At 38.3% G+C, this 23,001-nt stretch carries 18 protein-coding genes; 13 read left to right on the forward strand and 5 right to left on the reverse strand.

Annotated elements, in window-relative coordinates; genetic code table 11:
• The 9 genes from VE944_RS26310 to VE944_RS26350 all read left to right on the forward strand — a co-directional run.
• Positions 1–2,155, forward strand: a 2,155-nt coding sequence (locus VE944_RS26310) for a KR prefix domain-containing protein (protein ID WP_324984120.1), incomplete at its 5' end; no start/stop codon positions are given.
• Positions 2,156–2,199: 44 nt separating this feature from the next.
• Positions 2,200–2,955: a class I SAM-dependent methyltransferase gene (locus VE944_RS26315; RefSeq protein ID WP_324984123.1), complete on the forward strand. Its 756-nt coding sequence runs from the start codon at positions 2,200–2,202 to the stop codon at positions 2,953–2,955.
• Positions 2,956–3,105: 150 nt separating this feature from the next.
• Complete coding sequence (locus VE944_RS26320; protein ID WP_324984125.1) at positions 3,106–7,215, forward strand: amino acid adenylation domain-containing protein; 4,110 nt, start codon at positions 3,106–3,108, stop codon at positions 7,213–7,215.
• Entirely contained in the window at positions 7,215–8,591 is a 1,377-nt protein-coding gene (locus tag VE944_RS26325; RefSeq protein ID WP_324984128.1) for a cytochrome P450, read from the forward strand. Before VE944_RS26320 ends, VE944_RS26325 begins: the two co-directional genes overlap by 1 nt.
• 52 nt (positions 8,592–8,643) lie before the next feature.
• A complete protein-coding gene (locus VE944_RS26330; RefSeq protein ID WP_324984130.1) occupies positions 8,644–9,984 on the forward strand; it encodes a cytochrome P450 in 1,341 nt (446 codons plus the stop codon).
• Between the two features lie 313 nt (positions 9,985–10,297).
• Positions 10,298–11,164, forward strand: coding sequence for an SDR family NAD(P)-dependent oxidoreductase (locus VE944_RS26335; protein ID WP_324984133.1), 867 nt, complete (start codon positions 10,298–10,300; stop codon positions 11,162–11,164).
• Between the two features lie 192 nt (positions 11,165–11,356).
• Complete coding sequence (locus VE944_RS26340; protein WP_324984135.1) at positions 11,357–11,506, forward strand: hypothetical protein; 150 nt, start codon at positions 11,357–11,359, stop codon at positions 11,504–11,506.
• Between the two features lie 25 nt (positions 11,507–11,531).
• Positions 11,532–12,896, forward strand: coding sequence for an MATE family efflux transporter (locus tag VE944_RS26345; protein ID WP_324984138.1), 1,365 nt, complete (start codon positions 11,532–11,534; stop codon positions 12,894–12,896).
• A 297-nt stretch (positions 12,897–13,193) separates the two neighbouring features.
• Positions 13,194–14,075, forward strand: coding sequence for an oxidoreductase (locus VE944_RS26350; protein ID WP_324984140.1), 882 nt, complete (start codon positions 13,194–13,196; stop codon positions 14,073–14,075).
• 117 nt (positions 14,076–14,192) lie between these two features.
• Here the strand turns inward: VE944_RS26350 and VE944_RS26355 are convergent, their stop codons facing one another.
• A complete protein-coding gene (locus tag VE944_RS26355; protein ID WP_324984143.1) occupies positions 14,193–14,669 on the reverse strand; it encodes a hypothetical protein in 477 nt (158 codons plus the stop codon).
• A 339-nt stretch (positions 14,670–15,008) separates the two neighbouring features.
• Here VE944_RS26355 and VE944_RS26360 point away from each other — a divergent pair, with 339 nt between their 5' ends.
• Positions 15,009–16,121, forward strand: coding sequence for a DUF4350 domain-containing protein (locus VE944_RS26360; protein ID WP_324984146.1), 1,113 nt, complete (start codon positions 15,009–15,011; stop codon positions 16,119–16,121).
• 220 nt (positions 16,122–16,341) lie between these two features.
• Positions 16,342–17,292, forward strand: coding sequence for an AAA family ATPase (locus VE944_RS26365; RefSeq protein WP_324984149.1), 951 nt, complete (start codon positions 16,342–16,344; stop codon positions 17,290–17,292).
• Between the two features lie 201 nt (positions 17,293–17,493).
• On the opposite strand, the gene crcB (VE944_RS26370) is transcribed toward VE944_RS26365, so the two are convergent.
• Both crcB (VE944_RS26370) and crcB (VE944_RS26375) read right to left on the reverse strand, forming a co-directional pair.
• Positions 17,494–17,892 carry a fluoride efflux transporter CrcB gene (gene crcB / locus VE944_RS26370; protein WP_324984152.1) on the reverse strand — a complete coding sequence of 133 codons (399 nt, stop codon included), beginning with the start codon at positions 17,890–17,892 and terminating at the stop codon, positions 17,494–17,496.
• A 61-nt stretch (positions 17,893–17,953) separates the two neighbouring features.
• Positions 17,954–18,343, reverse strand: a complete 390-nt coding sequence (gene crcB, locus VE944_RS26375; protein ID WP_324984155.1) for a fluoride efflux transporter CrcB — start codon at positions 18,341–18,343, stop codon at positions 17,954–17,956.
• Positions 18,344–18,811: 468 nt separating this feature from the next.
• Between crcB (VE944_RS26375) and VE944_RS26380 the strand changes: the two genes are divergently transcribed.
• Together VE944_RS26380 and VE944_RS26385 are read left to right on the forward strand one after the other, a co-directional pair.
• Entirely contained in the window at positions 18,812–19,291 is a 480-nt protein-coding gene (locus VE944_RS26380) for a YbjN domain-containing protein (protein WP_324984157.1), read from the forward strand.
• An 86-nt stretch (positions 19,292–19,377) separates the two neighbouring features.
• Positions 19,378–20,106 carry a lipoate--protein ligase family protein gene (locus VE944_RS26385; protein ID WP_324984160.1) on the forward strand — a complete coding sequence of 243 codons (729 nt, stop codon included), beginning with the start codon at positions 19,378–19,380 and terminating at the stop codon, positions 20,104–20,106.
• On the opposite strand, the gene VE944_RS26390 is transcribed toward VE944_RS26385, so the two are convergent.
• Both VE944_RS26390 and purH read right to left on the reverse strand, forming a co-directional pair.
• Positions 20,103–20,711, reverse strand: a complete 609-nt coding sequence (locus tag VE944_RS26390) for an HD domain-containing protein (RefSeq protein WP_324984163.1) — start codon at positions 20,709–20,711, stop codon at positions 20,103–20,105. The two genes, VE944_RS26385 and VE944_RS26390, sit on opposite strands and share 4 nt — an antisense overlap.
• Positions 20,712–21,272: 561 nt before the next feature.
• A complete protein-coding gene (purH, locus tag VE944_RS26395) occupies positions 21,273–22,817 on the reverse strand; it encodes a bifunctional phosphoribosylaminoimidazolecarboxamide formyltransferase/IMP cyclohydrolase (protein WP_324984164.1) in 1,545 nt (514 codons plus the stop codon).
• Positions 22,818–23,001: the final 184 nt, after the last annotated feature.

A 23,001-nucleotide genomic window follows, 5' to 3' on the forward strand; every position in this document is an offset into this window, starting at 1 on the left:
TTTAGATAAAAATAGCAAACAACAAGTATTAACTTCCTTACGCCATATTCAAGACCAACAATCTGATGTTAGCTTTTTATTACAGACATTAGGTCGGTTGTGGCTAGCTGGTGTACAGATTGACTGGTCAGGATTTTATACTCACGAGCAGCGTTCTCGTCTGCCTTTGCCTACCTATCCTTTTGAGCGACAAAGATATTGGATTGATGCTAAATCACCATCACCTTCTGTAAACAACAAGCCAACAACTTTAGATAATAAGCAAGATATTGCTGATTGGTTTTATGTTCCTTCATGGAAACGCTCTTTACTGCTCAATTCTTCCTCTAGCCAAATAGAACCTACGCAAGAAAATTGGCTATTTTTTATTGATGAGTTGGGAATTGGTGAAAAATTAATTAATGCGTTAATTAATGAAGGTAAAAATGTCATTGTAGCTAAACAGGGAGAGCAGTTTAGGGAACTAAGTGATGGTGTTTATACGATTAATCCATACAGTTATAAAGACTATGAAGCTTTGTTTCAAAAATTAATGTTATTAGGGAATGTTCCCCGAAATATTGCTTATTTTTTGGGTCTAAATAAACTTAAAAACTGTCAATCTAGAGAATATTTAGAATTCAACAGTCTGCTGTTTTTAACCAAAAGTTTTGGGAAATTAAAAATTAGCGATCGCTTAAATCTTTGGGTAATATCAAATAACCTCCAAGACGTTAATGGTAATGAAAAATTAGACCCGGAGAAAGCAGTAATCTTAGGTTTATGTAAAGTAATTCCTCAAGAATATCTTAATATTACCTGTCGATGTATTGATGTTGCTTTAACAAACTGCCAAGAAACAGAAGGAGATTATCACAGTATTATTGTTGACCAACTCTCAAATGAGCTAAGGTCTCTATCTTCAGATTTAGTTGTTGCTTATCGTGATTCCTATCGTTGGGTACAAACATTTGAGCCAATTCGGTTAGAACCAGTAGTTGAAGAAAAAATATCATTAAAAGAACAAGGTGTTTACCTGTTTCCTGCTGGGTTACAAAGCATTGAAGTTGTAATTGCAGAATATTTAGCGAAAACTTTACAAGCAAAACTAATATTTATTGAAGATTCAGATTTCCCAAAAAAGGATGATTTTTCGCAATGGCTAGGAACTCACACTCAACAAGATGAAGTGAGTTACAAAATTAACAAATTGCTAGCATTAGAAAAATTAGGTGGGAAAGTTTTGGTTATCCGTCTAGACACAACTAATGATGAACAAATTCATCAAAGGTTTTCCTTGGAAAATCTTGGTCAAATTAACGGGGTTATTTATTCAACTGGAATCAAACGCGAACATCTATTTTGTTCAATTCCAGAAATTAATGAAATAGAATCAAAAAAAATATTTGACTTACAAAGTGATAAAATGAAGATATTAGAACAAATTTTACAGAATAGAAAGTTAAATTTCTGTATCGTCTTTTCTTCCTTATCTTCAACTTTAGGAGGATTGGGGCTAGGTTTATATTCAGCAGCTAATTATTTCGTCGATACCTTTACTAAGCGACAAAACCGCAATAATTCTTTGCCCTGGTATCTGATAAATTGGGACAAATTACAACTGAATACTAACCAGGAACAAAAAACAGATTGGCAAGATCAGGAAGCAAAACTAGCGATTACTCAAACAGAAGCAATAGAAGTATTTAAACGAATACTTTCTTTAGAAAAAGCAACTCAAGTTGCCGTTTCGGCAATAGATATAAATACCAGAGATAACCATATATTTAAGTCAGACTTCCAAGAAGATACCAAATACTTCAATCAATTGGAGTCATCTTCATGCTATTCCAGACCTAACCTTGGTAATCCCTATGTTGTTCCGAGAAACGGTCTAGAAAAACAAATTACGGAAATATGGCAAGAGGTACTTGGGATTGCAGAAGTTGGTATTTACGATAATTTCTATGAGTTAGGAGGAGACTCCCTCATTGCAACTCAATTAGTTTCTCGACTACGAGCAAAATTTCCTGTAGAGTTAGCACTGCGTAACCTTTTATTGGAAGCAATGATACCAGTCAAACAAGCAGGAATGATTGAGCAACTTCTCTTGGAAAAAATTGAAGAGTTATCAGACAAAGAGGTAGAGTATTTTTTAGCTAATCTTCCACAATAATTATTCAATTTTAAACTTTTATTTGTAAACAGGAAAAATAGTTTATGTCTCTACTCAGCCCTATCCCAGATTATGAACCTTTTGCTCGGATGCAGAACGAATTAAAGAGTACAGATGAAGAAATAGCAGCAGGTGTAATACCTATTTTAGAAAACTTAATGTTACAACATATTCCTAAAGAAGCAGATATTCTCGACCTTGGTTGTGGTTCAGGAAAATTGGTACAACAGCTTCATCTTAAAGGGTATCAAATGACTGGACTTGATGCTTCCAAAGAACTGTTGCGTTATGCCATAATCAACGCACCTAAGAGTAAATTTATCCTTAATGATATACGTCAATTTGAACTACTACCTACTTTTGATGCCGTTTTATCGCATCTTGTTCTACTGTTTATTTTAACCCCTGAAGAATTAACTTCTGTTTTCCGAAACGTCTATGCAGCACTCCGAGATAATGGATTATTTGTATTTACTATACCAATAACAGATTGGTTCCATAAAATTGCTCCACCAATTTTTGACCATGTTAATGTTAATGACGAATGTGCACTAATTGAAATATTCCACTATAAACCAGAAGAAAGGATTTGGGAAATTAAGGTTACTGGATTTGAGTTAATAGAAAATATGTGGAAACGTTCAGATACTACTTGGTTCAGAAAAGATTTCTTTTTAGCAGACGTGCAATTGGGACTAGAAAAAGCTGGTTTTAAAGATATTAGTTATTACAAGCTCAAAGATTTTGGTTCTGAAGATAATAGTATGACTTGCTTTGTTTGTCGAAAGAAAGCAATATAAAGTGCAATTGTAAATGTAGAGATGAGACATATACCTTTAAAAAAATAATAGGTTTACACATATATAAAATTAGATTGTTATAAATTGGACTGTTATATAGTTCATACACAATCTAACACAAAAGCTTTAGGATGGATACTGGTGCAAATAATGGATCAAAAATACTCTAATTTATCAGCCGCGAAAAAAGCCCTTCTAGAAAAATGGAAGGGAGGAAAGTTTCAAGTCGATACTATCCCTAAACGTCAAGTCTCTAAGACTATTCCTTTATCTTTCTCCCAACAAAGATTATGGTTTATTGACCAACTTCATCACGGGAGTTCTTTTTATAATATTCCTATTGCTTTTCATATCAGAGGACAGCTAAATATCACAGTCCTTCAACAAAGTTTAAATGAAATCCTCAACCGTCACGAAGTTTGGCGCACAAATTTTACACTTGTAAATGGAGAGCCAGTACAGAAGATTGTGCCCCAATTAAATTGGGATTTACCCATTATTAATTTCGAGCATTTGTCTGGTAAAGATTGGGAATCAGAGGTCAAACAACTTGCAGTAGAAGAAGCAACAAAACCCTTTAATTTAGCTTCATGTCTTTTAGTCAGAGCAACTTTAGTACGCTTGAGTGAAGAGGAACACCTTTTGCTTGTTACCATGCACCACATTATCACCGATGGATGGTCTTGTGGTGTGTTCCTGCGGGAGTTGTCAACACTGTACGCTGCTTTCTCTACAAATCAGCCCTCTCCCTTACCTGAACTTCCTATTCAGTATGCAGATTTTACCATTTGGCAGCGCGATCGCATCCAAGGTGAATTCCTCGCAACCCAATTAAATTATTGGAAACAACAACTCAAAGGTGAGTTACCTGTACTCCAATTACCCACAGACCGTCTGCGACCTAACGTTACTACTTTTACTGGTGCTAAACAGTACTTTACATTCTCCACAGTTTTAACTAATGCACTCAAACAATTAAGCCAGCAAGCAGACACCACTTTATTTATGAGTTTGCTGGCAGCATTTAACATATTATTATATCGTTATACAGACCAAGAAGACATCTTAATTGGTTCTCCAATTGCCAACCGCAATCGTGCAGAATTAGAAGGGATGTTAGGTTTATTTGTTAATACTTTAGTGTTACGTAATAACCTCAGTGGTAATCCCAGTTTCCGCGAACTTTTACATCGAGTGCGTGAAGTGACTCTCAATGCTTATGCACATCAGGATTTGCCTTTTGAGATGCTTGTAGAAGAATTACAACCCGAACGCGACTTAAGTCGAAATCCACTTTATGAGGTTATGTTTGCCCTACAAAATACTCCAACGTCTGTGGAACAAGTGTCCGGATTAACTTTGCGTATTTTAGACTTTGACAGTGGTACTGCTCAACTAGATATTTTCCTATCAATGTCTGAATCCGAAGAGGGATTAACAGGATGCTTGGAGTACAATACGGATATTTTTGATTCAACAACAATTACTCAATTTATCAACAACTTTGAGACCCTGTTAGAAAATGTCATTGCAAATCCAGAGCAGCATCTCAAAGAATTGTCTCTACTAACTACTTCTGACCAAGAGCAACTATTATTTAAGTTTAATCAAACTCGTGCAAATTATCCCCAAGATGCATCTCTGCATCAATTATTTGAGCAGCAAGTTGAACTCACACCTGATTCTTTAGCACTAATTAGCGAGTCCGAGGAATTAACTTATCGTCAACTTAACCATAGAGTTAATCAACTTGTACATTATTTACAAAAACAGGGTGTAAAAAAAGACACTCTAGTTGCTCTATGTCTAGAACGCTCCATAGATATGGTAGTAGGAATTATAGCTATTCTGAAAATTGGTGGTGCATATATTCCTCTTGATCCAAGTTATCCAGTAGAGCGTCTAAATTTTATGCTCTCTGATTCTCAAGCATCGCTGTTAATTAGCAACCAAGAGATATTAGAAAAAGTATCATTGTCTTCTGGTAAAATCGTTTGTTTAGATATCCAAAAAGACGAAATTGCTCAAGAAAGTTTGGAAAATCCTATTGACATCTCTCCATCTGATAATCTCGCTTATATTATTTACACTTCTGGTTCAACTGGAATACCTAAAGGTGTTCTTGGCACTCATCGCGGTACAGTCAACGGCTTACACTGGTTATGGAAAACCTATCCTTTTACCGAAGGAGAAGTTTGTTGTCAGAAAACAGCCATTAGTTTTGTAGATTCTGTATGGGAAATTTTTGCTCCTTTACTTCAAGGAATTCCTACAGTAATTATTAGCAATGCAACTGTACTAGATCCACAATTATTTATAGAAACTCTAGCGCATTACAAAGTTTCTCGGATCATACTTGTACCTTCATTCCTACGCTTACTTCTTGATAATTATAGCCATCTAGCCAAGAAGTTATCACAGCTAAAACTCTGGATAAGTAGCGGAGAAGCACTTTCTGTTAAGTTAGTTAAAACTTTCCAAGAATTGATACCATTTGCGAAACTCATCAATCTTTACGGCTCATCGGAAGTTTCCGCCAACGCCACTTACTACGACACTAGTTTATTGCAACAAGCAAACAGTGTACCCATTGGTCGTCCGATTGACAATACCCAGGTTTATGTGCTAAATCGTGATTTGCAACCAACACCGATAGGAGTTGCTGGTGAACTTTATATTGGTGGTGACGGATTGGCAAACGGTTATTTACATCATTCAGAACTAACTGAAAGAAGATTTATTAATAATCCATTTATTCCAGGAAATAAACTTTACAAAACTGGCGATTTAGCCCGATATATCAAAGATGGTAATCTTGAATATTTAGGTCGAGATGATAACCAAGTAAAAATCAGAGGCTTCCGAGTAGAATTAGGTGAAGTTGCGGCTGTTATTGCACAACATCCAAACGTACAAGAATCGGTTGTAATTGCCAGGAACGATGCTCAAGGAAATCAGCGTTTGATTGCATATTTGGTGACAGATAAACAGGAAATAGCTACACAGTTGTTGCCAGAATTGCAGCAAAAGTTGCCTAACTATATGCTACCGTCTAGTTTTGTTGTACTGGATAAACTTGCACTTACACCTAATGGTAAAGTAGACCAACTTGCGCTACAAAATAATGAAATTACACAATGCAATATTAATAAATCATTTGTTAATCCCAGAAATTTTACGGAATTAGTTTTAGTAAAACTTTGGGAAAACCTTCTCAATACTAGCCCTGTAGGGGTGATAGACAACTTTTTTGACTTGGGTGGCCATTCATTTTTGGCTGTCCGCTTGATGGCTCAGATTCAAGACAAATTTGGGCATAATCTTCCCCTGTCTACTCTTTTTGAAAACCCCACAATTGAAAAACTAGCGACTATTGTTAGTCAGCCATTTCGTCAGACTTCTAATTCTCATTTAGTAGCAATTAACTCTTCTGGTGACAAAATACCTTTTTTCTGTATACATGGTGCTGGTGGAAATATTAGCCCATACTTTAATTTATCCAAGAGGCTTGGTGAAGATTATCCACTTTATGCTTTGGAAGATACTCTAGAAAAAGAAAAACCAGAAGTTATTTCCGTAGAAGAAACAGCAACTCGCTACCTGCTAGAAATCCGTAAAATACAGCCAAATGGCCCTTATCTTTTAGGTGGTCATTGTTACGGCGGTGTACTAGCTTTTGAAATAGCGCAACAGTTACAAAAACAAGGTCAAACAGTAGGTTTATTGGTTGTTATCGATGCCATACTATCAGAAACACCTATTGAGTCTACAGACGATGATGATGCAAAATTTTTACTTCGCATAGCTGAATCAATAAAAACTGATAATAATATAGATTTTTCAGTACCTTTTGAAGAACTCCGAGATTTGCCATTAACTCAGCAACTTAATTTAATTAATGAAAAGAGCGATTTCATCTTTAGTGATGTAGAAATTGAAGATTTCCTCCGTTATTACAAACTTTTTAAAGCGCATGTTAAAGCTATGCGGAATTATGAGCCTCAAGTTTATCCTCAGTCCATAACTTTATTTCGAGCTAAGGAGGAAATAATTCATGACTTTGACAATCCAGAATGGTATAGTAATGACCCCTTATTAGGATGGGGTAAATTTACTAGTCAACCTATTCAAGTTATTGAAGTTCCTGGTGATCATTTCTCAATTTTCGTTGAACCTCATATTCAAGAATTAGCTAAACATCTAAAAGATTGTATCGATAATGCTGTATACGTTCTAAATAATGGGAGTAAAATAAGCTGATGAAACTACCCCCAGGGCCAAAAACTCCTTCTTGGTTAATAGCTCTGCAATTTGATAGCAATCCCTTTGGCTATATGGATGCTATTTCCAGAGATTATGGTGATATAGTTACTCTAATGTTTGGTTCTACACCAACAATTTATGTCAGTAATCCTTTAGGAATAAAGGAAATTTTCACAAACACTAAGGAAATTACAGCTAGGGGAGAATTGAACTTGGGTTTCGCCTTGATGACAGGAAATCAAGGAATTCTCCAACTTGATGGTTTAATTCACAAAAATCGACGCAAATTGTTAATGCAAACATTTCATGGAGTGCGGATGCAAGCCTGTGGGCGACGTATCTGCGAACTCACAGAAAAGATTATCAGTAAACAGACATTTGGAAAGCCTTTTGTTGCATACCCAACCATTGAAGATATTACCTTACGAGTGGGTATAGAAGTTGTAATGGGTTTAACTGAAGGAAAGCTTGCTGAGAAAATCAAGCATTTGTTTATTTCTATTCTGAGATATGGACAATCACCAATAGATAAGATTCTGAGGAATATTTGTGGAGAAAGAGATTTAGGTCGATGGAGCCCACAAGGATATCTCCTCTACCTTCGAAAAGAGCTTTTTCAATTGCTATTGACTGAGGTTGAAGAACGTCGTAAGCAAGCAGATTTTTCACGCGCTGATATGATTAGCGATCTGATCTTTGCTGAAGATGAGACAGGTCAACCATTAAGTAATGAGGAAGTACGCGATCTGTTATTATCCCCCATATTTGCATCTGGTGATGCTTCTGGAACTGCGATCGCTTGGTCTTTGTATTGGATTCATCGTTTACCTGCTGTGCGATCGCGTCTACTATCAGAACTTGACAGTCTTGGTGAAAACCCAGACCCCATGAGTATTTTTACACTACCGTACTTAAATGCTGTTTGTAATGAAGCTTTGCGAATTTACCCAACTCAGTTATTTGCATTTCCTAGATTGGTAGAGTCTCCAGTCAAGGTGATGGGCTACGAGTTGCATCCCGGAACAATACTGCTTGCTAATATTTATTCGACACATCAGCGTGAAGATTTATATTCACAACCAAAAGAATTTCAGCCAGAGCGCTTTTTAGAAAAACAATATTCTCCCTACGAATTTCTGCCATTTGGTGGCGGTTCTCGTGTGTGTATTGGCGGAACTTTTGCCCTATTTGAAATGAAACTGATATTAGCAACCATTCTTTCACGTTACGAATTAGAGCTAGTCAGTCAGCGTCCAGAACGTCCCAAATTTGGAGGTTTGATTTGTTACCCGGCTAGTGGTGTGAAAATGGTCGTGCATGGTCTGCGTCAACGTCAAAGAAAGTTGCAGTCATTAGCGGTTGATTTAATTTAATCTCTAGGGTTTTTCCCATTCCTCTGTGTTGATACTGGAGTAAGTAATATTTATGACGCTACCACCAAAAGTGAAAACGCCAACTTGGCTATTAAGTCAGCAGCTTAAAAACAATCCCCTTGGCTGCATGGATGCTATTTACAAACGCTACGGCGACATTGTAACTGTAATGTCTGGTTCTACACCAATAGTTTACGTCAGCAATCCCTTAGGGATAAAGCAAATTTTTAGTAATACCAAAGAAATTACAGACTCTAGTATATTTTTTCGAGATCCCACGCTTACAGTCGGACAGCAAGGAATCCTTGAAGTTGATGGCTTAGTTCACAAACATCGTCGTCCTCTTTTGATGAAGACTTACCACGGAGAGCGGATGAACGCAAGTGGGCAGAATATTTGCGAAATAACGAAAAAAATTACTACTCAACAGGCAATTGGAAAGACTTTTACTGCCCATGAAATCGTGTTAAAGATTATTTTGCAGATAGCGATAGAGATGGTAATAGGTTTAAGAGAAGGAGAGCGTTACGAAAAAATCAAGCATTTATTTACGTCTTTGATAAAATATGAAGAATCTCTCCTGTATGATCTTATTGTTAAAGAATTTTCTTTTGCACAATTGGATTTAGGTCGATGGAGTCCGCGGGGATACCGTAATTACTTTTATAAACAAATATTTCAATTTTTATACGATGAAGTCCAAGAACGCCGGAAGCAGACAGATTTTTCACACACTGATATGCTCTCCGAGCTTATATTTGCTTGTGATGAAACAGGTAAATCATTAACCAATGAAGAGGTGCGTGACCTCCTGTTTTTGCCTATATTCGCAAGTAGGGATGGTGCAGCATATTCGCTTACTTGGTGTTTATACTGGGTTCACCGTTTAAAAGATGTTCGCGATCGACTACTTGAGGAAATTGACGGTCTTGGTAAAAATCCAGACCCTATAAATATTGTTGCATTACCTTACCTTAATGCTGTTTGTAACGAATCTTTACGAATTCGTTCAAGTCCAATGTTTATGTTACCCAGGCTAGTAGAGTCTCCGGTAGGAATAATGGATTATGAGTTAATTCCGGGTACAGTACTGATTGGTAATATTTATTCAACACATCAACGTGAAGATTTATATCCAGAGCCAAAAAAGTTTAAGCCAGAGCGTTTTCTAGAAAAAAAATTTTCTCCTTATGAATTTTTACCCTTTGGTGGTGGTGCTCGTAATTGCATTGCAGCACCTTTTGCTACATTTCAAATGAAGCTTGTATTAGCAACTATTCTTTCAAACTATAAATTAGAGTTGGTTAACAAGCAACCAGAACGACAAAAGCGTTTTGATAACCAGTGTCATCCAAGGAGTGGCGTAAAGATGGTTATGCATGGTCAGCGTTAAAACTAAGAACACTAATAGCCTTCTTTTGTCACTTTCGGAAAACAATAATCTCAGCAAGATTCTGAAAGTTTCATGTGATAAAGCTTTGAGCTTTCATTTTCTAACAGGAACTAAAGTTTGTAGCCAAAACCTGAAGATTAAAGCTCTCAAAGGTTTTCAGCGATTGGGTTCTCCCAAAGTGACAAAAGAGGGATAGTCATTCATTTCTTGGTTGTTTTAAGCATTAGATTGAGTTTTTCGTTCAGTTGATACGCCATATTTATCAATTTCCCCTTTTCCCTCTACAAATAATTTCATTATCCAGGAAGTAAGTATGACAAGGAATAATAAAGGTGCTGTCGTTATAACAGGAGCATCCACAGGTCTCGGTCGAGCAACCGCGCTTTTACTAGATAAGCAAGGATATCGAGTTTTTGCGGGAGTTCGCACAGAAAAAGATGGTGAATCTTTAAAGCAGGCTGCATCTGGAAATTTAACACCTATTATCATAGACATCACAAAAGCCCAAGAAATCAAATCAGCTTCAGAGTTTGTCTCGTTGGCGCTCGGTAATGAAGGATTATCCGCATTAATTAATAATGCATATTCTGGGGTAGATGGGCCATTAGAATGTATTCCAATAGACGATATCAGATGGAATTTTGAAGTAAATGTTATCGGTCAAATTGCAGTCACACAAGCTTTTTTACCAATGCTCCGACAAGTGAAAGGTAGAATAATTAATATTAGTGCAATTTGTGGTAGATTCGCCATACCATATAGAGGGCTTTTATCTACTTCTAAAATTGCACTTGAGGCAATTACAGATACTTTGCGGATTGAATTACGTTCCAGTGGAATTGAAGTACTATCCATATTACCAGGGGGAATAATTACCCCAGAACAGGCTGACAAAGTAGAAGCTGATTGCCAAAAAGTTTTAGGTAATATGTCAACCGAAATGAAAGCTATATATGGCAAAAACTTCAGAGAATGTATGGAAAATTCCGTAGAAGGAAATCGCAGTGAAGGTTTACCAGTTGAAAAAGTTACAGCAGTAATATTGCAGGCTCTCCAAGCTCCGAAACCCAAAAGAGAATATTTTGTTGTGCAATCACCGTGGCAATTCAAGCTGTATGCATTGTACAAAAGATTAGTACCGCACCAATATTTTTATGACAATCTTTATAAGGATATATGAAAAACTTGAAAATTAGTATTTTACACCTATTTTATTCTTTTTCAATAACATCTGTACCAGAGTATAGTAAATATGCAAACTCAACATACTCATGAATTACTCACATCATATTGTCGTTTTTGTTCTTTAGTTCCTAAAGCTAATGGAAAAGATCCAATTGGTGCAGTAGATACTTGCGATTATTGATTAATAATGGGAATTTTACAACCTTGGTCGCAAGAAATGCTTGAGAAAATCTCGTTATTTAGAGGGTTGATGAGTTTATCCCAGGGGTTAGCAAAAGAGATGGAGTTAGAAGAATTAAAGCAGTATCGCGTTAACCGTTTAGTTAAGGTTGAGTAAACTGTAACGACCCAAAAATTAAAAAATGACTCTACAAAAACAATCTCAGATCACAAATGAAATCCTTCAAGGCGATCTGATAAAACTGATGTTCAAGTTATCTATTCCCAGCACTCTGGGGATACTGATGCTGAGTTTAAACACTTTTATTGATGCTTTATTTGCCGGAAGATTCATTGGTGAAACTGCTTTAGCTGGCATCTCACTTGCACTACCACTTACAAGTATAGTCAATGGATTTGGTCTTTTGGTTGGTGTAGGTTCCGCTTCCGTTCTCAGTCGAGCTATTGGTTCAGGAGATATTAAAACTCAGTCTAAAATATTTGGCAACCTCACAGTGATGAGTGTTGCAATCTCCTTGTTTATTACAATTATTGGTTATAAATTTGGTGAAGAATTAATTGGATTTATGGGAGGAAGTGGTGAAGTTGCTTCTGAAGGCACAAAATATTTTAAAATTTATATTTTAGGTTCAGTTTTTTTGATAATAGCAGAAGCTTGTATCGAGGTTATAAAATCAGAAGGAGAAATTAGGTTAAGTACAATATTTAACTGGGTTTTCGTTATTGTTAACATTTTATTAAATTATATATTTACCAGTGTATTCCATTGGGGAACCCAAGGAATTGCTCTTGCTACAGTTGTGGCGATGGTTGTTTATAGTATTGCCAATTTAGCTTATTTTCTTAGTGGTAAAAGTTCTATTCCAGTTAACCTGAAAAAGTTAGCGATCGCCATATATTTACTACCACCAATTTTATCAGTAGGAATATCAGCGCTATTTTATCCAGCTATGATATTGGTTCAAGAAGCTGTGATGTTTAATTTAATTTCCGATTATGGAACAAATAGTGATATTGCTTTCTTTGGAGCAACAATGAAAGTTGTTTCATTACCCTTGATTCCTGTCGTTGGTTTTGCACAAGCATTACAACCTGTAATTGGTATGAATTATGGTTCAAAAAACTACAGCAGAGTCAAAAAAGCATACTTAATTTTTGCAATAATTGGAGCTATCCTATTACTACCTATTTGGCTATTTTTACAATTATCTCCTAGTATATTTTTGGGCATAATTTTGCCAGGAATTGATTTTACAAAAGATGATATAACAAATTTTAGAATTCTCAATATGTTAACACCACTATGGCCTTTAGCATATTGTAGCAATACTCTATTTTTATCTATGGGTAAAGGTAAGATTGTATTATTAGCCATATTTTTCAAAAGTATAGTTTTAAACGTACCAATGATGGTTTTGTTATCAAGATTGATGGGTTTAAGAGGGATATATATTGGCTCAATATTTGCAGATATTTTATTTATGTTATTAACCCTTGGTTTAACATTTTTAGAATTTAAGAATTTATCTAAACTCAACTTTACCTAACAATATTAATTTATATTATATTAATACTCAATACGAAGCCTTAAGGTCTTACTTTACTGAGTAAGATTGGATTTAAGTGTCATGACTGATTAACAGTAATTCATCTATAGGATTACTATTTATTTGATTTTTGAACGAAATTAGGTATTGTAGAGTGTGTTAGAACGGGGATCGTAACGCACTATTATCAAGGATTTGATGCCGTACTCCCCGTGCTAACATATCCTACGGATATTTTCATAAATCAAACCGGATTCCTATATTTCACAACTTTTTATTACTCAATGGAGAGTTTTCATGGTGACATCTTCTATTTCTCAAGAACGGGTGTGGTTTATTACTGGTAGCTCAAGCGGTCTTGGTCGAGCTTTAGCAGAAGCAGTACTAGAAAAAGGTGAAGCGGTAGTTTTAACAGCACGAAAAGCTGAGAAAGTTGAAGATTTAGCTTCAAAGTTTCCAGATCGTGCCATCGTGGCACAACTTGATGTTAGGAAACCCGAAGAGGTAAGGGAAGCAGTAAAGCAAGCAATTGCTTACTTTGGACGTATCGATGTACTTGTTAACAATGCCGGGGTTTCCACTATTGGGACAATTGAGGAAGTCAGCAATGAAGAAGTTCGTCGTCTATTTGAAACAAATTTTTTTGGTGTTTTAGAAACGCTACGGGTAGTGTTACCTTATATGCGACAACAACGCAGCGGACACATCCTTAATGTTTCATCAATAGGTTGCTTTTCCACTGCTACTGCCTGGGGGTTCTATAACAGTAGTAAACTTGCGCTAGAAGGAATTTCTGGAGCATTGCTAAGTGAAGTTGCTCCATTCGGCATTAAGGTTACAATTGTTGAACCTGGTGCTTTCCGTACAGATTTTATTAAACGTTCTGTTGTTGTAATTGATACTGAAATTGAAGATTATGAAATATCAATTGGAAATATACGTCAGAATATGTGGGATCACGATTTAAACGCACTTGGTGATCCAAAAAAAGCAGCTTTGGCAATGATTAAAGTGGTTGATAGCGATAACCCACCTATCAGATTGGCGCTGGGAGCAGATTCGGTAGAAACTATTGAAAGTGTATTGCAGTTTATAAAAGCAGAATTAGATGCTTGGAGAGAAGTATCTATGAGTACTGATGTTGACAAGGTTGTAATGAATAAAATCTCGCTTACGTAGAGTTATTTATAAAGGCTAGTGTGGTTACTGCCTGTCTACGCGGTGCAACCATCTGTATTACTTACTGTTTCTGGTTTTCTTTCAGATTATACTTTCCCCGTAGTAACAAAAGAGGGATTATAGTGTTATAGTGCCAAGGATGGTGGAGGGTTCAGGGACAAATTGAAACTGTAAATCATCTACAGCAAATAAATCTCCTTTAATTTCAAAGTACTTGATATCATTGCTAGCTCTTGAAAAGCCTGCATAGGTGCTTGCTCCCTTGGGGGCAGTAAATGATTCAAGAAAATTATAATTAGTGTCATAAATACTGAGGATTTCAGGGCCTCCTTGTGAATCGGCAATTCCAATTCCTACCTGATTGACTAAATTCGTAAATTGGAACTCAATTGTACTATCCCATCCTAAGTTACCATCAGTACCGCGTTCACCATTACGCCCAGTTCCGATATAGTTAGGTTGGCTTTGGCGAGAAATTCCATATCTGGCAAAAGTTCCTAGTCCTTCTAACTCTCTAATGGAAGTCACATCTTGAGCGAGATAATCACTGACGCCAACTAGAGTACCTGAAGGCTGATCATCAAAATTGATCAAAGTACCAAAAATTGGACTCAAGGATGATCAACTAAGTGTTCCCACGAATGAAGCTGCTTGTGATGGACTAGCCAAGAGGGTAGAAGCGACAGCAACTCCAAGACCAAATGCAATACTAACTTTGGTATTGTTTTGTTGAGTCATGAATTTATCTAAATAACAACTGACTATTGACTATATTGATTCAACCACATTCAACTTTGAAACCGTAATTTTGCGAAGTTATCCTTTCGGATGCGCTTCTGTGTGATACAAAAAAGATGTAGTTAATTTACTTAAAACTACCTGTAAAAACTCGCTTACAATTTACTCACTCAGAAGTAGCACTCAGGATTTGGTATGAAACGTTCAAATCGCCTGACTTGGATGGGAGCGATCGCACTAGCTGCACTCGTTTTGCTTAGTCTTTTCGTGGCTCCAAATAATACTAAAATTAACACTGGCTCTACTTATAACCGCGCCTCCGATGGCTATGGTGCTTGGTATGCTTTTATGCAACAGCAGGGAATTTCTATCAAGCGCTGGCAAAAGCCTTTTAGTGACATTCAGCCAGATAGCAACCCTGTTACCTTCCTACAGATAAGCAGCGATCCAAGGCAGACGACATTGGATAGTCAAGAGCGTGAATGGGTAGAAAAAGGAAATACTTTGGTAATTTTGGGTGCGGGGGCGCGGGTTACAGAAGCGGAGTTTAGCACTATGCAAAAATCCCCCCAAGGCAATATTAAAATTGATACACGTAGACGATATAAAAAAGCTAACTCCCAGCAAGTTGATTTAGGCGATCGCTTTGGTGCTATTGTTTGGGAACAAAATTACAAAAAAGGAAAGGTGATTTTTTCTACCACTCCTTATTTAGCCGCCAATGCCTACCAAGATTATTTAAGTAATTTCAAGTATTTAGCCAATTTGGTTAATCAAAAAGGTAACACAGTATTTGTCGATGAATACATCCACGGCTATAAAGATGCCGATGTCAGGAAGAAAGAAAGCGAAGCAGATTTATCTAGTTTTTTTGCTAAAACTCCTGTATTTCCAATATTGGTGCAAGTAGGTATCCTGCTATTAGTGTTAATTTGGGCGCAGAATCGCCGCTTTGGCAAGCCAGTAGCTTTAGATACACCAGTTGTAGATAACAGCGAGGCATACATCCAAGCTTTAGCGGGAGTGTTGCAGAAAGCTGATACCACCGACTTTGTTGTAGAGATGGTAGGTAAACAAGAACAACTACAACTCCAAAAAGCCTTGGGATTAGGGCAAATACCTTTAGAACGTGAAGCCTTGATCAATTTCTGGATAGAAAAAACAGGCGCAAGTGCAGCAGAACTAGATACAGTTTTAAAGCTACAATCTCGCAAACAACCCATCAGTGAACGAGAACTGTTAAGCTGGTTGGGGAAATGGCGAAACATTAGATTAATTCGTAATGACGCTCGTTCCGACGCTCGATAACTCGCTAACGCTGCGCTATCGCTACCGCTACGCTAACGTAATTAATTTTTTGGGACTTCCAAATAAAAAATATCCCAAAACTGATGTAGAAATACCGTCTATTTTTCCTCTCTGTGTTCTCTGCATCTCTGTGGTTTATTTATTTGCATAATTTATTTGTTGGAAATACCTTTGTAATTATGCATAATATTTCTGCATTCGTGATTTATCAATAAAAAATATGAGCGAAACCCATCCTATCTTAATTCGCCTCGGTCAAGGTCTTAATCAAGTAATTGTCGGACAATCGAGCCTAATAAAACAACTCTTAGTAGCACTGCTAGCGGGTGGACACGTAATTTTAGAAGGAGTACCGGGAACTGGTAAAACTCTGCTAGTAAAAGTATTAGCGCAGTTAATCCAAGGAGAGTTTCGCCGGATTCAATTAACACCAGATGTTTTACCTTCAGATATTACTGGTACAAATATTTTTGACTTGAATAACCGCAATTTCACTTTAAAAAAAGGGCCAATATTTACCGAAGTGCTGCTAGCAGATGAAATCAACCGTACTCCTCCCAAGACACAAGCGGCGCTACTGGAAGCGATGGAAGAGATGCAGGTAACATTGGATGGTGAAAGTTTGCCCTTACCAGATTTATTTTGGGTGATTGCAACCCAAAATCCCCTGGAATTTGAGGGGACTTATCCCTTACCAGAGGCGCAGTTGGACAGATTTTTATTTAAGCTGGTGGTAGATTACCCAGATCAAGCTGCCGAAAAGCAAATGTTACTGAATCGTCAGGCGGGTTTTGCAGCACGGCGTTTGGATATTAGCCGTTTGAAACCAATCGCAACAGTAGCCGACATTTTGCAAGCACGACAAGCAGTTAAAGAGGTTAAAGTATCAGAAGCGATCGTTGATTATTTGTTGGCGTTGGTGAGAACATCGCGTCAATATCCTGATTTAACTTTGGGTGCATCGCCTCGCGCCGCCGGTGCTTGGTTGCAGACATCTCAAGCCTTAGCGTGGTTGACTGGAAGAGATTTTGTCACGCCAGACGATGTTAAAGCAGTTGCATCGCCACTGCTACGTCATCGCCTCATTTTGAAGCCAGAAGCGATGCTGGATGGTTTACAAATGGATGCGGTAATTGCGTCGGTAATTAATCAAGTACCAGTTCCCAGGTGAAAAAATTCCTTGTAAAGCTAGTAACGCCTGAAAGGGAGAGGCGACTTAAGTTTCCTCTCTTTAATTAGAAATTATGAATTAATAATTATTTGGTCATCGTATTATAATTTCATATCGTCTAATTATTGCCAGAGAGTATTGATAAAATCTTGAGTCTTTTTTAAATTAGCCTTTTTCTTCATCGGCTATAATTTGAAACCTTTAAATGCTTCTTCTTGCCAATAAGACACCAATTTGGACGCAAATCATTCCCACGAGCGCACTACCAACCCAATAAATTAACAGCATCGTGATATCTCCCTCATCTAAGAAACCTCTTGATTCCAAACCATAGGTAGAAAAAGTAGTATATGCACCGCAGAAGCCTGTTGTCGTCATCAGGCGAAGTTCAGTCGAGATGATGCGAATATTCTCGGTTGCTAGAGTCAAAATATAAGCAATCAATAAACAGCCAGACACGTTAATCAAGAATGTGCCGTAAAAGCCAAAATTTGTTCCAAAAATAGCTTTTGCCAGTTCAGTTATATAGAAACGACTCAACGCTCCAAAAATCGCCCCGATCGCTACAGCTAGGGAATAACGTCTTTTTAAAAAACCCATTGCTTTTTACCTAAAATTGATTGTGTATCGTTTTTCGTAAGCTACATCTCAACCATTTTTATTACTTTACGAAAAGCTTGGCGATCGCAGCTCCAATAATCACTGCTCCCAAACCTAGAATTGCACTCCCAGCCCAATAAAAAGCTGTCGCAGCAGTTCGTTTGCTACGCCATAGGGTTAGAGTATCAAAGCCATAGGTTGAAAATGTGGTGTAAGAACCTAAAAATCCAGTTCTAATAAGTAAATCCAATTCCTTGGGATAGCCTGTAATATCTTTGGAAATCGTGAAAAAGAAACCCATCGCTAAACATCCAGTCAAATTAATGGCGAATGTTGCGTAGGGAAATTTTGTCCCCAATTTAGCTTTTGTCCATTCTGTAATATGAAACCGAGATAACGCCCCAGGAACCGCACCTGCCGCGATTGCTAAAACATTAGTTATGTCTGACATTAGTTAATATTTATCCTGTGCTAAAGTTTGTTTATTGTAAAGCAGATAAAGTGCAAGTTTTTTGATAAAACAATACTAAAACTTTTAAAAACTCACCAGCGTTAGCAAAATCATCAGATATAATAGGACTAATATTTGATTTCTGAAAAAGCTCGGTACAGATCGAAAATCTTAATTCCTTATTCCCTACTCGCTACTCCCCACTCCCCACCCACGTAGATAATTTCAAAAATTAAATACGATTCCTATAGATGATTCAGAAATTTTCTCTACAAATAAAAATGGTGTGTCACAGTTACCTGAAATACGCTGGAAATAGGCTTTTGGATCGCAACTTCACGGTCGCGATCGCACCCCTACACTTTAGGCTTTTAGAAAGTAGACCAAAAGGAGGCTAAAACTAACTGCCTCCACAAGTTATAAAGTATGTGTAGATAAGACAGCAAGTATGTTCAGGAAAAAATCTCTATGACAAGCTACCAAGAAACCATACCTAGTAACGAATCCATTAATGAGCTAATCGCCGAGACGGCAAGCATTAACCATGTGGAGGTAATTGAAAATGTCATCGATTCTTTGGAACAAGATGACAGTGCGATGGTTAGCCACACTCCAGAGGGTGGTTATCTCTGGAAGTTTAAGTATGGAAGTGTGCAAGTATTTGTCCAACTCAACGGGACAACCGATGAAGACACCATCACGGTTTGGTCTACGGTGCTAAATTTACCTGCCAAAGATGAACCTAAGTTAATGCGGTATCTTTTAGAGTTAAACTGCTCTAGTACTTTTGAAGCGCGTTTCGGTATTATTGAAAACCGGGTGGTTGTGATATCAACACGCACCTTAGCTGAGTTATCTCCTGGCGAAGTGTCTCGACTCGTTACCATTGTGGCAACGATCGCTGATAATAACGATGAAGCTTTACAAACTGAATTTGGTGCAACTTAAGGAATTTTGGATTTTGGATTTTAGGTCGCACCTTTGGTGTGCTTTCAGCGCAACTTGGATTTTAGATTGGGCAACTACAGCATCGAATGCATAGTACTCAGGTTTGGCGACTAATTCCTTTGCTAGAGGCAGACGGGAATGTGCAGATGGCGGTTGACCGATGGTTGCTAGAACAGCACTATTCGGGAAAGCACCCGCCAACTCTGCGCTTTTATACCTGGTCGCCACCTGCCATTTCTCTGGGCTATCATCAACGCCAATTCCCTGAGCATTGGCAACATTTAACTTGGCAAGGGCAAAAACTGGATTTAGTGCGGCGTCCTACCGGTGGACGGGCTGTGTTACACCAAGGTGATTTAACTTACGCTGTAGTCACATCTGGACTTACGGGTAGTCGCCTCCAAGTGTACGAAAAAATTTGCGAGTTTTTGATTCAAGGGTGGCGATTGCTCGGCGTAGAATTACATTACGGTACAGAGGGGCGAGGTTACATCCACAACCCTAACTGTTTTGGTACTGCTACCAGTGCAGATTTAGTTTTGCCAGATGGTGGCAAACTCATCGGTAGCGCTCAACTGCGACGTAGTGGCACAATTTTGCAACATGGTTCCATGCGTTTGCAACCCGATGCTCAACTGTTAAATCAAGTATTTGGTGCAGAATCTTTTACGACTTTACAACTGCCTCAAAGTCTGAGTGTAGAAAAGATTATTGCAGCTTTAGTTGCCGCAGCTAGTAATTGTTTTGATATGCAGATAGAGTTGAAACCCCTCTCGCAATGTGAGTGGGAGGAAATTTTGGCGCATCAGCCCTAAATCTTGAGAGTAGAAGTTTCTTTAAGATATCCTGCTGTCACACAATCATCAATCAGTTGTAAAACAAACGGCCACAGTTCCGGCGCACCTGTTTCTACTGGTGCTACCCGTTTCATCACCTGGTCGCGCTTAATGCCATGAATGCGCCAAGTCCCGCCCTGAGTTTGTTGATTGTGCAGCAAAGGCTGTATACGGTCTAGGGCTGCGGCAAACTTAGCAGTGCTTGTTTCTCCCGCTTCAAACTCATCCCAGAGTAAACGCAACTCTCTAGCTTGAACTGTCGGTAAAAGTCCAAATAAGCGTAACGCTGCTTGTGCTTCTCGTTCTGCCTTGCCGTCATTACCCTGCACATCGTAGCAGAAGGTATCACCTGCATCAATTTCTACCAAATCGTGAATTAACAGCATTTTGATGGCATGTAATATATCAACACCCTCCGGGGCATATTCTGCTAATACACTTGCCATCACCGCTAAATGCCAAGAATGTTCTGCACTATTTTCTCGGCGTGACCCATCAGTGAGTAGGGTTTGGCGCATCACCTGTTTCAATTGGTCAATCTCGATGATGAATTGAATTTGTTGAGTCAGCCGATTAATTTGCACCTAGATTTATGATTGTGGGTAAGATTTACTGGATTTTGGACTTTAGGTGATTGTTGTCTCAATAATTCTGGCGAATCTGCAAGGACTTTTTTCTGCATACCAATTAAAAAGCGCCTGGGAGTGTTGCCGTGTTTCCACCCCAAACGCTTTTTATTTTTAACTTGCTCCTCACACAATTAGATAGTATCACTGCTTCAATCAAAAGGCGAGTATATTGAGTGACACTTTCAAAACTGTACCTACAATCCAATTTTTCTATTTCTATATATAAATTAAAAAATGCCTGGGAGTGTTGCCGTGTTTCCACCCCAGGCATTTTTTATTCTCAACTTGCTCCTCACACACAAATAAACATTATCACTACTTCTATGAAATCGCAAGTATATTGAGTGAAATTTTTGACAAAATAAAAAGCGCTTGGGAGTGTTGCCGTGTTTCCACCCCAGGCGCTTTTTACTTTTAACTTGCTCCTCACACACGACTAAAACATATCACTGATTCAATCAAAAAGCAACGATATTGTGTGACACTTTGTAAAGTGTACACTTTGCGGAGACTATTTTAGTGTAAAAAGTGACGTACACCAGTTAAGACCATCACCAAACCCAGTTCGTTAGCAGCAATGATAGAATCTTTATCGCGTACACTTCCCCCTGGTTGGACAATGGCTGTAATTCCTGCTGCTGCGGCTGTTTTTACTGAATCATCGAAGGGGAAGAATCCATCGCTGGCGAGAATTGCACCTTTGGCTTTTTCTCCAGCTTGTTCTAGAGCAATTTTAACTGAGCCGACGCGGTTCATTTGACCAGCACCTACTCCTAGTGTAGTGCGATCGCTTGTCACAACAATGGCATTAGATTTAACATGTTTGCAAACTTTCCAAGCAAACAGCAATTCAGCTAACTCGCTGTCGGTGGGTTGGCGTTCGGTGACAACTTGCCATTGACTGCTATCAGCAATCACATCATCGTTAGCTTGAACAAGGAAACCACCTGTGATCGCTTTCACTGTATCCTTAGGGCCACTGCTCAAATCAGCTAGAGTCAAAACCCGCACGTTAGATTTCTTAGCAAGGATTTCTTGAGCTTCGGCTTCACAACTTGGTGCAACCACGCATTCTAAAAATGTTTTAGTTAACTCGCTAGCTGTAGCTGCATCAATCGGACGGTTGAGTGCGACAATTCCACCAAAAGCAGAAGTAGAATCAGCATTAAAAGCTTTCTGATACGCTTCTGAAATGCTGCTTCCCAATGCCGTACCACAAGGATTTGTATGTTTGATAATCGTTGCGGCTGGAGTATCAGTGAACTCAGCAATAATTCGGCGTGCGGCTTCTAAATCAACTAAGTTATTGTAACTAAGTTCTTTGCCTTGCAGTTTTGTCGCAGATGTCCATCCTGTTGGAGTAGTACCAGTTTGATACCAGGTGGCGGGTTGATGGGGGTTTTCACCGTAACGCAGAGATTGTAATTGTGTACCGCTAAGGGTGTACTGCTGTGCTTCTGAGAGGTAAGATGCAAACTGACAAGTCAGCGCTTGCGCTATCGCTTGATCGTAGCTAGCAGTGTGCGAAAATCCTTTTAATGCTGCCTTTTGCCGAAACTCTAGGGATGCTTCGCCGTTATTTTGCCGCAATTCCTGCAAATACTCGTCATACTGTGCTGGATCGCATAATACAGCCAGATGAGCAAAGTTTTTCGATGATGCCCTTAACATAGCAGGGCCACCGATATCAATTTGTTCAACCGCTTGGGATAATGTTACCCCTGGTTTAGCGATCGTTTCCTCAAAAGGATATAGATTTACCACCACTAAATCAATCAGGCGAATTTGGTTATTTTCTAAATCTGTAATATCTTCGGGAACATCTCGCCGGGCCAAAATTCCGCCATGAATCCGGGGATGTAGGGTTTTGACTCGACCACCTAAAATTTCTGGTGAACCTGTATAATCTGCAACTTTGGTAACAGGGAGTCCCGCATCTTTGAGTGCTTGGGCTGTTCCCCCACTGCTGATTAAATCAAAGTCAAATTCTTCAACCAAGCTACGGGCGAGGTCAATTAAACCAGTTTTATTAGATACACTCAGCAGGGCTAGACGCGCCATTGATCAATTCCTTAAATATTAGCTTGTGAAGCAAAGGATCTCAAGTTTTGCATAAGGCTTGGTTCACTTCAAGACCATGAGGAATTTATATACTTACATCCCTCAGAGTCAGCACTGTCGAAAATCCTGGAAATAAGCAATAAGTAGGCTTAGTCTCTAATATTTGCGATCGCCTAAACTAAAA

This window comes from Nostoc sp. (assembly GCF_035638895.1).
Lineage (GTDB): Bacteria > Cyanobacteriota > Cyanobacteriia > Cyanobacteriales > Nostocaceae > Nostoc.